The 13,400-nt window shown below is 71.8% G+C and carries 13 protein-coding genes; 6 read left to right on the top strand and 7 right to left on the bottom strand.

Going from position 1 to position 13,400, the window contains the following annotated elements:
- Window positions 1–5 precede the first annotated feature (5 nt).
- The 6 genes from CLV43_RS24950 to CLV43_RS24975 form a co-directional block, all read right to left on the bottom strand.
- Complete coding sequence (locus CLV43_RS24950; protein WP_245886931.1) at window positions 6–884, bottom strand: ABC transporter ATP-binding protein; 879 nt, start codon at window positions 882–884, stop codon at window positions 6–8.
- Complete coding sequence (locus CLV43_RS24955) at window positions 874–1,641, bottom strand: DUF4437 domain-containing protein (protein WP_106189686.1); 768 nt, start codon at window positions 1,639–1,641, stop codon at window positions 874–876. Before CLV43_RS24955 ends, CLV43_RS24950 begins: the two co-directional genes overlap by 11 nt.
- Window positions 1,641–3,086, bottom strand: coding sequence for an FAD-dependent oxidoreductase (locus tag CLV43_RS24960; RefSeq protein ID WP_106189687.1), 1,446 nt, complete (start codon window positions 3,084–3,086; stop codon window positions 1,641–1,643). Before CLV43_RS24960 ends, CLV43_RS24955 begins: the two co-directional genes overlap by 1 nt.
- Window positions 3,087–3,091: 5 nt before the next feature.
- On the bottom strand, window positions 3,092–4,135 hold the full coding sequence (locus CLV43_RS24965; RefSeq protein WP_106189688.1) for an ABC transporter substrate-binding protein: 1,044 nt from the start codon (window positions 4,133–4,135) through the stop codon (window positions 3,092–3,094).
- Window positions 4,136–4,157: 22 nt separating this feature from the next.
- A complete protein-coding gene (locus tag CLV43_RS24970; protein WP_245886934.1) occupies window positions 4,158–4,856 on the bottom strand; it encodes an ABC transporter permease in 699 nt (232 codons plus the stop codon).
- Between the two features lie 944 nt (window positions 4,857–5,800).
- A complete protein-coding gene (locus tag CLV43_RS24975; RefSeq protein WP_106189689.1) occupies window positions 5,801–6,601 on the bottom strand; it encodes an IclR family transcriptional regulator in 801 nt (266 codons plus the stop codon).
- Between the two features lie 111 nt (window positions 6,602–6,712).
- On the opposite strand from CLV43_RS24975, the gene CLV43_RS24980 reads away from it, so the two are divergent.
- Window positions 6,713–7,375, top strand: coding sequence for an SDR family NAD(P)-dependent oxidoreductase (locus CLV43_RS24980; RefSeq protein ID WP_106189690.1), 663 nt, complete (start codon window positions 6,713–6,715; stop codon window positions 7,373–7,375).
- Between the two features lie 15 nt (window positions 7,376–7,390).
- Here CLV43_RS24980 and CLV43_RS24985 read toward each other — a convergent pair whose 3' ends face one another.
- Complete coding sequence (locus CLV43_RS24985) at window positions 7,391–7,900, bottom strand: nuclear transport factor 2 family protein (RefSeq protein WP_106189691.1); 510 nt, start codon at window positions 7,898–7,900, stop codon at window positions 7,391–7,393.
- Here CLV43_RS24985 and CLV43_RS24990 point away from each other — a divergent pair.
- The 5 genes from CLV43_RS24990 (at window position 7,877) to CLV43_RS25010 (ending at window position 13,398) form a co-directional block, all read left to right on the top strand.
- A complete protein-coding gene (locus tag CLV43_RS24990) occupies window positions 7,877–8,263 on the top strand; it encodes a MerR family transcriptional regulator (protein ID WP_170155997.1) in 387 nt (128 codons plus the stop codon). The genes CLV43_RS24985 and CLV43_RS24990 overlap by 24 nt on opposite strands.
- Window positions 8,260–8,883, top strand: coding sequence for a helix-turn-helix transcriptional regulator (locus CLV43_RS24995; protein WP_106189692.1), 624 nt, complete (start codon window positions 8,260–8,262; stop codon window positions 8,881–8,883). The genes CLV43_RS24990 and CLV43_RS24995 overlap by 4 nt, the downstream gene beginning before the upstream one ends.
- Before the next feature lie 62 nt (window positions 8,884–8,945).
- On the top strand, window positions 8,946–9,893 hold the full coding sequence (locus tag CLV43_RS25000) for a threonine ammonia-lyase (protein WP_106189837.1): 948 nt from the start codon (window positions 8,946–8,948) through the stop codon (window positions 9,891–9,893).
- A gap of 288 nt (window positions 9,894–10,181) precedes the next feature.
- The gene (locus tag CLV43_RS25005) at window positions 10,182–11,795 is read left to right on the top strand and encodes an alpha/beta hydrolase (RefSeq protein WP_106189693.1); all 1,614 of its coding nucleotides are present in this window, start codon (window positions 10,182–10,184) and stop codon (window positions 11,793–11,795) included.
- 109 nt (window positions 11,796–11,904) lie between these two features.
- Window positions 11,905–13,398 (top strand): carboxylesterase/lipase family protein, encoded by a 1,494-nt coding sequence (locus tag CLV43_RS25010; protein ID WP_106189838.1) that lies wholly within the window; start codon window positions 11,905–11,907, stop codon window positions 13,396–13,398.
- The last annotated feature ends 2 nt before the right edge of the window (window positions 13,399–13,400 follow it).

A 13,400-nucleotide genomic window follows, 5' to 3' on the forward strand; every position in this document is an offset into this window, starting at 1 on the left:
CGCTGTCACCGGTGGCCGCCGAGCTGCTTGCGCAGGTGGCCGACCTGCTCGCCGAAGTGCGGCTCCGCGGTGACGGCCAGGTCGCGCGGCCGGGCGAAGTCCACGTCCACGACGTCCTGCACGCGGCCGGGGCGCTGCGACAGCAGCACCACGCGGTCGGCCAGGAACACCGCCTCGGTGATGGAGTGCGTGACGAGCACGATCGTCTTGCCGGTGTCGAGCCAGAGCTGTTGCAGCAGCAGGTTCATCTGGTCGCGGGTCATCGCGTCCAGCGCGCCGAACGGCTCGTCCATCAGCAGGATGGACGGCCGGTGGATCAGCGCCCTGGCGATGGCGACCCGCTGCTGCATGCCGCCGGAGAGCGCCTTGGGGTAGTGGTCGAGGAAGTCGCCCAGCCCCACCAGCCGCGCCATCTCGGCGGCCCGCTCCCGCCGCTCGGCGCGGGTGGTCCCCTTGCCCTCCAACGGCAGGGCGATGTTGCGCCACACCTTCCGCCACGGCATCAGGTTCGGCGCCTGGAACACGAAGCCCAGCGACCCCAGCGCGTCCCGGTCGGGAGTGCTGTTGCGACCGGTGAACAGCGGCTTGTCACCGATGCCGATCGTGCCCTCGGTCGGGGAGATCAGCCCGGCCAGCATCCGCAGCAGGGTGGTCTTGCCGCACCCCGACGGGCCCAGCAGCACCACGAACTCGCCGGGCGCGACCTCCAGGTCCGTCGGCAGCAGCGCGCGCACCGGACCCGCGCTCGCCTGGTAGGTCTTGCCGATCCCGCGCACCGAGATGGCCGCGCCGGAGCCCGCCACCCTCGGTGGGCCGCTGTTCGCCTCGCTCATCGAACTCCCCTGGCTGGTCGTGGTCGTGGTGCCCGCGGTGTCAGTCGCCATACGCCCGCCTCGCCAGCTCGTCCCACGCGCCGCCCGCGGGCGGGTCCCGGTACTCGGTGGTGGTGGCCTTGTCCGAGCGGATGAACGACATCGTGCCGCCGCGGGAGTACAGCGGCCCGTGGAAGACGTCGGGGGAGCGGAAGAAGTACGCGCCCTCGCGCATCACACCCCGCGCGCCCATCAGCACGTCACCGTGGATCTTGAACGACTCCTCGTAGACCGGGTGGGACTCCTCGGCCTCCGAGCGCCAGCCCGGCATCATCCCCGCGAGGTAGATGAACGCCCTGTCGTCCTCGCGCAACGGCTTGGCCATCGCACCGGGGTCGAGCTTCACGTCGCCGCTCCACTCGGCGGGCTTCCACTTCAGCAGCTCGGTGCGGGTCACCTTCGCCCGCTCGCCGCCCGCACCCGCCCCGAACACCGGCGGTCCCCAGAAGCCGCAGTAGAGCACCAGGCCGCGCACACCGGCGACCAGGTCGACCTCGCTGCCCGCGGGCAGGTGGACGTAGTCGTTGACCTCCACCGGGTTCCCGTCCAGCGTGCCCGCGCCGGACAGCACGAACACGTCGGCCTCGGCGGCCAGCACACCGCGGTGGCGGTCCACCAGGCGCACCACGGACGTCTCGGCCCCGTCACCGGGGTCGCGGCTGAGCAGCCGCTTGCGACCGCCGCTCGCGGCGCCGAACTCGCCGTCCGGCACCGCCAGCCACGGCACGTCGGAGCTGTGGATGAAGTCCACATCGGACCGGTCCCACATCACTGCCTCCCGGAGGTGGTGTCGACGCCCGCCGCGCGACGGCCGAGCAGACGGCCGAAGGCGAGGGCTGGGGTCACGCTCATGCCGCTGACGAACGACTTGCCCGACAGCGCGCTGCCGCCGAGCACCTCTCCCGCGGCGAAGAGGTTGGTGAACGGCCCGTCCCGGCCGACGACCCGCAGGTCGCCGTCCACGACGAGCCCGGCGGGGCTCTTCAGCGTCGTGCCGTGGTTCAGCACGGCGTAGAACGGTCCGTGCTCGATGGGCAGCGGCAGGTGCGCGCGCCCCAGCGCGTCCCGGCCCGAGGCGACGGCGGCGTTGTACTCGCCGACCGCGCCGACCAGGCCCACCGCGTCGATCCCGGCGGCCTCGGCCAGTCCGACGAGAGTGTCGGCCGTGGTGAACGACGGGTGGTCGGCGAACGCGGCGGCCAGGTCCTCGGACGACCACCCCGGCAGCAGCGGGGGAGCCTTGCGCCGCACGACGTCGTCGTAGACGATCCAGAACCGCAGCCCCGGCTGGTCCAGCAGGGCGTTCTCCCGGACGTCCACGCTCTCGGCGTCCTCGGCGACGAACCGCTCGCCGTTCTCGTTGACGTGGATCTCCCACGGCTGCCGCGACTGCGGGGTCAGCGACGGGTAGTCGTCCAGCGGCACCGTCCTGGACGGACTGTCCCGCAGCAGCACGCCGCCGTAGGTGGGCAGGAACTTGTCGCCGCCGCGCACGCTCCCGCCGACCTCGACGGCGGCCAGCAGACCGCTGCCCGTGGACGTCGGCGCGCCGGGACCCGCCAGCGGTGCCCCCTCGGTGAGCCGGGGGAACAGCTCGGCGTTGCCGGAGTACCCGCCGCTGGTCAGCACGACGGTGGTCGCGTCGATGTCGGTCACCGCGCCGTCGGGGCCGGTGACCGTCGCGCCCGCGACCCGGTCCGGGCCGTCGGTGCGCAACGCGGTCATCGTGGTGTTGAGCAGCAGCGTCACCGTGCCGTCCGCGCAGGCCCGCTCCAGCCGGGGGAGCAGGACCTCCAGGACGGACCGGCCGCCGTTGCGGCCCCAGTACGTGCGCGGGACCGAGTACGGCTCGTGGAAGTACAGGATCGCCGGCGCGTCCGGGTCCATGTCGAACCCGGCCGACATGAGCCAGTCGACCGCCTCCGGCGCGTGCCCGACGGCCAGCCGCACCAGCGCCGGGTCCGCGGTCCGCTTGCTGATCCGCATGACGTCGTCGAAGTGCAGCTCGGGGGTGTCGTGGATGCCGCGCGAGAGCTGGAGCGCGGTGCCGCCCGCCGACATCTGCGCCCACGAGCGCCAGAGCGTGCCGCCGGGCTGGTCCGCCTGCTCGACCACGGTCACCCGCAGCCCGTGCCGCGCTGCCTCGATCGCGGCGGGCAGACCTGCCGTGCCCGCGCCGACGACCAGCAGGTCCGTCCGGATGTGCTCGGCCATCCGGGTCAGACCTTGTCCACGAACTCGGCGGTGACGATGTCGGAGAGCGGGCGGCTCTTGTCCTTGACGATGCCGGACTTGCGCATCAGCTCCAGCGCCGACTCCCACGCGGGCATGTCGATCGACAGGTACTTGCCGTTGGCGGGCTTGCACAGCTTCGCCTGCGCCTCGATCTTGAGCCGTGCCACCTCCTTGTCCGACACCTCGACGGCGTTGAACGCGCCCATCGCGGACAGCACCTTGTCCAGGTTCGCCTTGTCCTCGGTGAACTCGTAGGCCTTGCGGCACGCGCGCAGGAAGCCGGTGATCTCCTCGCCCTTGGACTGCGCGTCGGACTTCTTCACGAAGTAGGAGTCGCCCGGCATCTTGGCGAACTTGTCGGTGTTGAGGTAGTTCAGCTCGACGCCGCGCTGCCGGAGCGCGGTCTCGGAACCGAGGAAGGTGATGAACCCGTCGACCTCGCCGCGCTTGAGGAACTCCAGCGAGCCGACGTCGGCGCCGGTGACCACCTTGCGCACCTTCGTGGGGTCGAGCCCCGCCGTCACGGACATGGCGTCGAGCAGGAGTTCGGTCGTCCCGCCCTTGGAGATGACGCCGATGGTCTTGCCCTGCCAGTCGGCGGGGCTGTTCAGCGGCTTGGTCGGGTCGGACGCGACGCTGTACTGGCTGACCTGGTCGTTCTGCCCGATGGTGATGATCTCGGCGCCGGTGTCGAGGATGAGCGGCGAGGTGATCACGGCCGCGCCCTTGCCGAACATGCCCTGCCCGGCGGTGACCTGGGAGATGGAGCTGGCCGTGCCGGTGCCGCCGATCGGCTTGACCCGCAGGCCCTCCTTCTCGAAGAAGCCCTCCTGGACGGCCACGTACACGTCGATGTAGTTGATGATGTGCTGGAAGGGCGTCACGAACGCCACTTCGGGGAGGGTCTGGTCCCCGGTGCTGTTCGCGGCGTCGTTGCGGGTGGTGGGTGCGCATCCGATCAGGAACGTGCCGCCCGCGGCGGTCGTGACGGCGAACGCGCCAGCGCGGAGGAAAGAACGTCTGTCCATGGTGCTTCTCCTGGGTTCCGGCTTAGAGGGAGGTGGCACGCCCCGACGACTCGTGCCAGGGGATCGCGAATCGTCGGATGCCGGCGACCACGGCGTAGAGCAGGAATCCGAGCAGCGTCATGATGATCACGACGGCGAACAGCTGGTCGGTCCGCAGGCTGGCGAGCATGACCGTGGCCAGCGCCCCCAACCCCTCGTCGCCACCGAGGTACTCGCCGACGATGGCGCCGGTGATGGCGAAGACGATGCCGAGCTCGATGCCCGTGAGCACGGCGGGCAGCGCGGCCGGGATGTCCAGCGAGACGACCCGCTTCCACCACGGCGCCTGGATCACCCGCATGAGGTCGCGGTGGCCGGGCTCGATGGAGCGGATCCCGAGGATGGTGTTCTGCGTCATCACGAAGAAGCTGATGATCGCGGCCATGAAGATCTTCGAGGTCAGCCCGAACCCGAACCACAACAGCAGCAGCGGGACGATGGCGACCTTGGGGACGACCTGCGTCGCGACCAGGAAGGGCGACAGCACCCTCTCCAGCGAACGCACCTTGCCGAGCACGATGCCCAACGTGACGCCCACGACGACCGCGATGAGGAAGCCGACCATCGTCTCGTAGAACGTGACGTAGGTGGCCTGGTAGATCATCGGCTGGCCGAGCAGCTCGACCAGCGCGGACCAGACGTCCTCCGGCGGCGGGAGGATCAGCTCCCCGATGTCGAACAAGATCGTGTAGAGCTTCCAGCCGCCGATGAAGGCCGCGAGGATCAGCGGGGTGGTGACCCAGAGCAGCCACCGGGGGCCGGTGTCGCGGCGTGTTCCGGGTGGGGTGGTTGTCCGTGGGTCGGGGGCTGTCTGTGTGTTGGTGGCTGTCTGTGGGTTGGTCGCTGTCTGCGGGTCGGTCGCTGCATGCGGGGCTTTCGTTGCCTGCGGTTCGCTCGCCATTCGGTGACCTCCACGCCAACCCTGGATGTCCCGCCTGTGTCGCTTAGCGGAACGCCGTACCGGATTGCGGTATGCTAAGCATCGTTTTTGGGCAGGGTCAAGGAGGTGGGGGGCTTATTCAGCAAGAAGAGATGGGTGGGTGGACAGTCCGGAGTGGACTGGTTGCGGACGGTGAGATTGGACTGTGGCACGGGATGGGGGGATGTGCTCGGGGAGCGCTGGGTGGGGGTGTGTCCCGTGTGTCCGGTGGGGGTTCGTGGGGGTCCGCTAGGCGGAACGGGGATCGCCCGTGAGAAGCCCGGCCCCCGGCGCGCGATTGTTCCAATGATCGATCTTGGTTTGTCAAGACGGTGAAGCTGTCTTGACAAACCAAGATCGATCAGGAGGGCGCTGTTTATCGGGGGCGGAGGGGGATCTGGCTTCGCCAGACATCAGGCTGCGCCTGACTCGGGCATCGGACTTCGTCCGACAAGGCGGTGGGGCGCTCCGCGCCGGATGCGCGGGGCCGGGCTTCGCCCATCGGGGGGATCCTCGGCTGCGCCGTCGGACGAGGCATCGGCTGGCGCCGACAAAGCGGTGGGGCGCTCCGCGCCGGATGCGTGCTGGCGGGCTGCGCCCATCGTGGGGGCCTCGGCTGCGCCGTCGGGCAGGGCAGCGGCTGGCGCCGTTGGACGGGGCCCAAGTGGCTTCGTGCCGGATGGGTGGTGGCGGGTTTTGTGCTCTTGTCAGGCGTCGCGGCCGCGGTAGCCGAGGCCGGTGGAGACGGCGGCGGCGGCTTCGGTGATGAGGGTGCCGTATTCGGCGATCTTGTCGTCGCTGATCCTGGCGACGGGGCCGCAGATGGAGAGGGAGCCGTAGACGCGGCCGGTCGCGTCGAAGACGGGGGCGGCTACGGAGCCGGCATCCACCTGGCGTTCGCCGCGGCTGACGGTGTAGCCGCGTCTGCGGATGCGGGAGAGCTCGGCGACGAGTTCCTCGCGGCTGGTGATCGAGACAGCGGTGAGGGTGCGGTCCAGGTAGGCGTCGATCTCGTCGGGGGTGAGGGAGGCGAGGATGGCTTTGGAGGAGCCGCCGACGTGGAGGGGGAAGAGGTGGCCGAGTTGGACGGCCATCCTGATCTCCTGGGGGGACAGCACCTGGGCGAGGTACATGCGCTGGTCGCCGTAGCGGGCCGACAGGGTCGCGGTCTCGGAGGTGCGGGCGACCAGGCGTTCCATGTGCGGCTGGGCGACCTTGGGGACCTCCAGGCGGGCAAGGGCGGCGAGGCCGACGCTGACGGCGCCGGGGCCGAGGCGGTAGCGGCGGGTCTTCTCGTCGACGACGAAGAAGCCGGTGGCGACCAGGGTGCGCACGACCCGGTGGACCACGGTCTTGCTCATGCCGAGGGTGCGGGCGAGCTCCGAGACGCCGACGTCGGGTTCGGGGGACTCGGCCACCGCGAAGACGACCTGCAGCGCGCGGGCGATGCCGCTGCTGGTCTCGCCCTCCTCGGGCTCCGTCGTGAGGGCGCCCGGTCCGCTGCTCACCGCTCACCCCTTCGCCGCGCCGAATCCCTGGACGCGGATTGTAGGTGATCACCCGCGTCGACGTGGCCCTGGTCACCGGGAAGGTCGTGACCAGGCGTGTTAGAAACGGACATGACCCACACAGCACTTGTCGTCGGCGGCGCGGGCGGCATCGGCGCCGCGTGCGCGGACTGGTTCCGCCGCGCGGGCGGCGACGTCGTCGCCCTGGACCGCTCGCTCGGCCACGACGCCGCCGACCCTGACTCCGTGGCGGCGGTGCTCGCCGACGTGCCGAGGCTGGACGCCGTGGTGCACGCCGCGGGATCGGTGGGGCACGGCGGCATCGAGGACCTCGACCTTGACCAGTGGCGGCGGGTGCTCGACGACAACCTGACCTCGGCGGTCGTGGTCGCGAAGCTCGCGCTGCCGCTGCTCGTGGACGGCGGATCCGTGGTCCTGTTCAGCTCGGTCAACGGCAGGCACGGCGGGAACCGGCTGTCGGGACCCGCCTACGCGGTCGCCAAGGCGGGGGTGATCGGGCTGACCCGGCACCTGGCCAAGGACCAGGCGCGGCGACGGGTCAGGGTGAACTGCGTGGCGCCGGGACCGGTGGCGACCCCGATGATCGACCGCCTCGCGGACGACGAGATGGCGGCGCTGCGGGCGACGATCCCGTTGGACCGGATCACCTCGCCCGTCGAGATCGCCGAGACGGTCGGGTGGCTGTGCTCGCCCGGCGCGGCGTCGATCACCGGTGCTGTGATCGACGTGAACGGCGGCATGTGGATGGGCTGAGGTCCACCGCGCGGGTCACCGGCCGAGGATGACCAGGGGGTCGCCGGTGAACCAGGCGCACTCGATGCGGACCTCGTGGATCCGCCAGAGGTCGTCGACGTGGCGGAGCGTGGCGGCGTAGTGGTTCTTGAGCAGGGCGTGGCGGGTGTGGTCGCCGGTCGGCAGGTGCTGCGCCTCGACGAGGGCGGTGAGGTGGGCTGTGTCGCCGTCGACGTGGATCCGGGGGTTCCCGAAGGCGTGCGTGGTGTCCAGGCGGGTCGCGGGGTCCATGATGATCGAGGTGATCATGTCGCGGCCGCGCATGAGCGGTACGTCGATGCCGCAGGTCGCGGCCGCCGGGCGGAAGTCGAGGACGGCGTCCTCGGTGGAGGCGGACTCGAACAGCGCGACGGCGCCGGGGTCGTAGCGGCGGTCCTGGGCCAGCCCGAAGCGCAGCAGGGCGTCGAAGACCGCGGTGGCGTCGCCCGCCCGCCGGTCGGTGAGCTCGCGGAGCGGTCCGGTGTGTCGGCGCGGTCGGTGCGGCACTACGACCGGGCGGGGCTGCTGGACTCGACGCGGTGCGCGAACGGCTACCGCGACTTCGCCGAGTCGGACGTCGAGTGGGTGCGGGTGGTCAAGCGCCTGCTGTCCTCCGGGCTGACCGTGGACGACGTCGTGGTCCTGCGCCCGTGCCTGACCGCCGACGGTGAGCTCGACGGGTGCCCGCGGTCCCGCGAGATCCTCGCCGCGCACATCGACCGGCTGCGGAGCTCGATCGCCAGGGACCGGCGGACGTTGAACCTGCTGCGCGAGCGGCAGGGCAACATGGCACCGCCCGGCGGCGCGGGCTGGCAAGTCCTCTGTGGACTCGGTCCGACGGGCGGGCCGCCGGCTAAGGTGTCCGGATGACGTCGCTGCCGAGCTGGTTCGACCCCGTGGCACCCGTTGTCGAGGCCTTGGCGCTGCTGCTGCACCCCCACGGCGAGATCGTGCTGCACGACCTGGAACGGGACCGCGTCCTGGCCGTCTGGAACGGCTCCTCGAACCGGCGGCCCGGCGACGACTCGCTGCTCTCCGAGCTCCCGGCGGGTGACGACGGCTCCGTCGCGCTGGGTCCGTACGAGCGGGTCACGATCGACGGCCGCCGGACCACGTCGGTGAGCGCGATCCTGTCCGACGCCGGCGGGACGCCGCGGGGAGTCCTGTGCGTCAACCTGGACCGCTCACCGGTCGACCAGGCGATCGCGGCGTTGGCCGCGCTCGCCCCTGTTCCTGCCGAGCCGCGGCCCGCGGTGCTGTTCGACCGCGACTGGCGCGAGCAGATCGCGCTGGTGGTGGACACCTGGTGCCGGGAGCGGCACCTGACGCGGGACGCGCTCACCCGTGAGCAGCGCCTGGCTGTCGTGCGGGAGCTGTGGGAGGCCGACCTGTTCGCCACCCGCGGTGCCACCCAGCACGTCGCCACCGCGCTCAGGGTCTCGCGCGCGACCGTGTACACGCTGCTCAACGAGGCGAAGACCGCGTCTTGACGTTTCGTCCAGACTGGAAATAACATCCAGGTCGTCGGACTTAGCGTCGAGGGGTGACCACCATGGCGAACCGCGTGCGGGTCCCCTCGACCGCAGACCTGGCTCTCGCCCGTGACGTGGTCCGGCGCCACCTCGTGCCCTCTCCCGTGATCCCGGCACCGGGGCTGGGCGACGCCGTCCTCAAGCTGGAGACGGTGCAGCCCACCGGGTCCTTCAAGGTCCGCGGCGCGCTCGTCGCGGCGAACGCGGTCGACGACGGCACGCGGGTCGTGACCGCGAGCGCGGGCAACCACGGGCTCGGCATGGCGTTCGCCGCCGCGGCGCTCGGCCGGGAGGTGACCGTGGTGGTGCCGGAGAACGCCTCGCGGGCGAAGGTCTCCGCCTTGCGGGCGTTCCCGGTGGAGGTGGTGCGGCACGGTGACGGCTACGACGACGCCGAACGCCACGCGCTGGCGCTGGCCGCCGAGTCCGGCGTGTTCGTCTCGGCCTACAACGACGTCGACGTCATCGCCGGGCAGTCCACGATCGCCGGTGAGGTCGCCGCGCAGGTGGCGGGCCCGGTGACGCTGGTGTGCGGTGTCGGGGGTGGTGGGCTGTGCGCCGGGCTGTCCCTGTGGGCGGCGGACCGAGAGGACATGGCGGTGGTCGGCGTGGAGGCGGAGGCCTCGCGTGCCGTGTCGGCCGCGGTGCGGGCGGGCCGACGGGTGCCCGTGCCGGTCGGCGCGACCCTCGCGGACGGGCTGGCGGGCAACCTCGACGACCCGTGCGTCACGTTCGGCGTCATCGGCGCGCACGCCGAACGCCTGCTGGCAGTGAGCGAGGACGAGATCCGGGCGGCCATGCGCTGGCTGTTCCGGCACCACGGTCTCGTGGTCGAGGGCTCGGGCGCCGTCGGGGTGGCCGCCGCGCTGGCGGGCAAGCTGGTGCCCGAGCCCGGCCGCACGACGGTGTTCGTCCTCACCGGGCGGAACGTCTCCGCGGACGTCTACCGGGACGTCCTCGGATCGTGAGGGGCGCGCCGAGAGCGCGTTCCCGCGTGGAACTCCTTGGTGGGCAACGAAGTCGTCATCCCCTTGCCGTCGCCGCGGATCCGGACGGCGCGCTGGTCGGCCGGAAGTCGCGCAGCGGTCCCGTTCCAGCCGCGCGCCCGTGTCGAGTTCTTTGTCCCCCAAGAGAGCTACCCGAAGTGTCCACGCCGAGGGGACGTGCCGGGGGTCGGTCGCTCGTTAGCTTCGTCCGCACCACAACAGCGGCGGATCGACGGGGTCCGGCCAGGTCGGAAAGCGGGGCGCAGGACGATGAAGACGACACGCGGCAGGGGAGAACCCGGTCTCCTCCGGAGCTCGGGGTTCGCCGCGGTGGCGGTGGCGGTGGCGCTGGTCGGAACCGGGGTGGCGGGCTGCTCCGACTCGGACGACGAGGACTCGCCGCGCCCGGCGGGGAGCTCCGCCGCGGCCACCACGTCCGGGTCGACCGCGCAGGCCATCACCTGGGGGCAGTGCCCGCCCGTGGTCGACGGCGCCACCCGCGACCCCCGCCTGACCTGCGGCAAGGTCACCGTCCCGCTGGACTACCAGAACGAGGGCGGTCCGACGATCGAGGTGGCGGTGTCCAAGCTCCCCACCGCCAAGCAGGGCTCGCGGCACGGCGTCATGCTGATGAACCCCGGCGGCCCCGCCGACTCCGGCCTCGACATGCCCGGCAAGCTCGCGAGCAGCCTGCCCGCGTCGGTGCTCGACGGCTTCGACCTGATCGGCTTCGACCCCCGCGGCGTGTTCAACAGCACCCCGCAGAGCTGCGGGCTCAAGGACACCAACGTGTTCTCGCTGTTCCCCTACCCGGCGGCGGACGGTTCCATCGACGGCAACGTCGCGTACGGCCGCGCCGCGGCGGAGCAGTGCAAGACCAAGATCGACACGCTCCGGCACTTCACCACCGCCAACACCGCGCGGGACATGGACCGCATCCGGCAGGCGCTCGGCGAGGAGAAGATCTCCTACTGGGGCCAGTCCTACGGCACCTACCTGGGCTCGGTGTACCTCGGCCTGTTCGGGGACCGGACCGACCGGGTCGTGCTGGAGGGCAACGTCGACCCCACCAAGGTCTGGGCCCAGTCGCCGGGCCTGTGGGGCAAGGGCATGGCCGAACGCTTCCCCGACGCCGCCAAGGTCGCCGCGGGCGAGAACGCCGCCCTCGGCCTCGGCGCCACCGCCGACGAGGTCACCGCGACCTACCTCGCGCTGACCGACCGCCTGGACCGCACACCCGCGCCGCTGGCGGGCACCCCGCTGTCGCTGTCCGGCGGGATGCTGCGCAGCGTCACCTACGGTCTGCTGCTGCACAACCAGAACCTCCCGGTGTTGGCCCAGTTCTGGAAGGCCTCGCTCGACCTGGCCGACGGCAAGCTCACCGAGGCCGACACCGCGGTGCTCCAGCAGGTCTTCGCCGACCAGCCCCCGGTCGCGGGCATCCCCGCGGACAACAAGTCCACCATGTTCCTGGCGATCACCTGCGGTGACGCCGAGTGGCCGCACGAGGTCAAGGACTACGCCGACCGCATCGCCGCCGACCGCAAGGAGTGGCCGCTCACCGCGGGCATGCCCGTCAACATCACGGCCTGCGCCTTCTGGCAGGCACCCGTCGAACGCCCGGTCGTGGTGTCCGACAAGGGACCGCGCAACGTGCTGGTCCTGCAGAACCGGCGCGACAACGCGACCCCGTGGGACTCGGGGCTCGGACTGCGCAAGGCGCTCGGCGGTCGCGCGGCCTTCGTCGGTGTCGACAACGGCGGCCACTACGTCTACGACGAGGGGTCCGACTGCGCGGACAAGGCCACTGTGGACTTCCTCGTGGCGGGAACGCTGCCGGACAAGGACGTCGACTGCGCGGACGCGAAGCCGAAGCTGAAGTAACCCCAGGACGTCGACGCGGTCACCGACCGCGTCGACCGGGGTGCGGCGCGACGATCCGACCGTCGCGCCGCACCTCTTCGCGGTGGAGGAGCGGTGGAGGAGCGGAGCAGTGGACGGCAGGTCGACGGGCCCCGTGGTGGAGGTCCGCGCCGGGGCGCTGGCGGGAAGGGTGCTGGACGGGGTGTCGTCGTTCCTCGGGATCCCCTACGCGGCGGCACCGTTCGGTGCGAACCGGATGCGGCCGCCCCGGCCCGTGGAGCCCTGGTCGGGCGTCCGCGCGGCCACCGAGTACGGCCCGACCTCGCCGAAGGGCGACCACCCGCCGCGGTTCCGGCCGTTGGTCCCGGAGGTCGTGATCCCCGGCGAGGAGTGCCTCAACCTCAACGTGTGGACCCCGGACCCGGACGCGTCCGGTCTGCCGGTGCTGGTGTGGGTGCACGGCGGGGCGTTCATGAACGGGTCGGGCTCGATGGGCGGGTACGACGGCACCGCGTTCGCCCGTGACGGCGTCGTGTGCGTGACGATCAACTACCGGCTGGCCGCCGACGGGTTCCTGTTCCTCGACGACGGGGTCGCGAACCTCGGCCTGCTCGACCAGGTCGCCGCCCTGCGTTGGGTCCAGGACAACATCTCCGCGTTCGGCGGCGACCCGTCACGGGTCACCCTCGCGGGCGAGTCCGCGGGCGCCACGAGCGTCGCCGCCCTGCTGTCGATGCCGTTGGCGGACGGCCTGTTCGCGCGGGCGATCATGCAGAGCGGTGTCGCCGCGGCCGTGCTCACACCGCGCCTGGGCGTCATGATGGGCGAGAGCCTGGCCGACGCGCTCGGTGTGGAGCCGACCCGCGAGGCGATCGCGGCCGTCCCGCTGGACAGGCTGGTGCGCACCGCGTCCGACCTCGTCACCGAGGTGCGGACCGCGCCGGACCCGGCCAGGTGGGGCGAGCTCGCGGTGGGCCTGCTGCCGTTCGCGCCGGTGGTGGACGGCGAGGTGCTGCCGCGGATGCCGGTGGAGGCGTTCGCCGACGGGCAGGGCGCGGGCGTACCGGTGCTGGTCGGGTCGAACCGCGACGAGGCGCGGCTGGTCCTGGTTCCCGGCGGTGGCATCGTCCTCGTCGACGACGCCGCCCTCCTGAGCACCGCGGGCGCCTACGGGCTGGGCTCCGAGGCCGTCGCGGTCTACCGGGCCAACCGGCCGGGTGCGAGCCCCGGCGACGTGCTCGCCGCGATCCTCACCGACTGGTACTACGGCGTTCCCGCGCTCCGCCTGGCCGAGGCGCGGGCCGGGGCGACGACCTGGGTGTACCGGTTCGACCACCCCGAGCCCGAGGCCAACCACGGGCTCGGGGCCTGCCACGCGGTCGACCTCCCGTTCGTGTTCGACACGATCGCCCGCGAGGACTTCCGCCCGCTCATCGGCGACACGCCGTCGCAGGCCGTGGCCGACACCCTGCACGGCACGTGGGTCACGTTCATCACCGACGGCGACCCCGGTTGGGCGCCCTACACACCCCACACCCGCACCACCGCCCTGCTGACCGACGAGGTCCAGGTGGTCCACGACCTGGCCCGCGGCGAACGCCTGCTGTGGGACGGGATCCGCTAGCC

The sequence above is a fragment of the Umezawaea tangerina genome (assembly GCF_003002815.1).
In the GTDB taxonomy this organism is placed as follows: Bacteria; Actinomycetota; Actinomycetes; order Mycobacteriales; family Pseudonocardiaceae; genus Umezawaea; species Umezawaea tangerina.

Bases quoted from the DNA above. Each gene is read 5' to 3' on its own strand.
- CLV43_RS24995 (WP_106189692.1), top strand. From the start codon at position 8,260: ATGACGTCGCTGCCGAGCTGGTTCGACCCCGTGGCACCCGTTGTCGAG.
- CLV43_RS24980 (WP_106189690.1), top strand. From the start codon at position 6,713: ATGACCCACACAGCACTTGTCGTCGGCGGCGCGGGCGGCATCGGCGCC.
- CLV43_RS24950 (WP_245886931.1), bottom strand. From the start codon at position 884: ATGGCGACTGACACCGCGGGCACCACGACCACGACCAGCCAGGGGAGT.
- CLV43_RS24955 (WP_106189686.1), bottom strand. From the start codon at position 1,641: ATGTGGGACCGGTCCGATGTGGACTTCATCCACAGCTCCGACGTGCCG.
- CLV43_RS24965 (WP_106189688.1), bottom strand. From the start codon at position 4,135: ATGGACAGACGTTCTTTCCTCCGCGCTGGCGCGTTCGCCGTCACGACC.
- CLV43_RS25000 (WP_106189837.1), top strand. From the start codon at position 8,946: ATGGCGAACCGCGTGCGGGTCCCCTCGACCGCAGACCTGGCTCTCGCC.
- CLV43_RS25005 (WP_106189693.1), top strand. From the start codon at position 10,182: ATGAAGACGACACGCGGCAGGGGAGAACCCGGTCTCCTCCGGAGCTCG.
- CLV43_RS24960 (WP_106189687.1), bottom strand. From the start codon at position 3,086: ATGGCCGAGCACATCCGGACGGACCTGCTGGTCGTCGGCGCGGGCACG.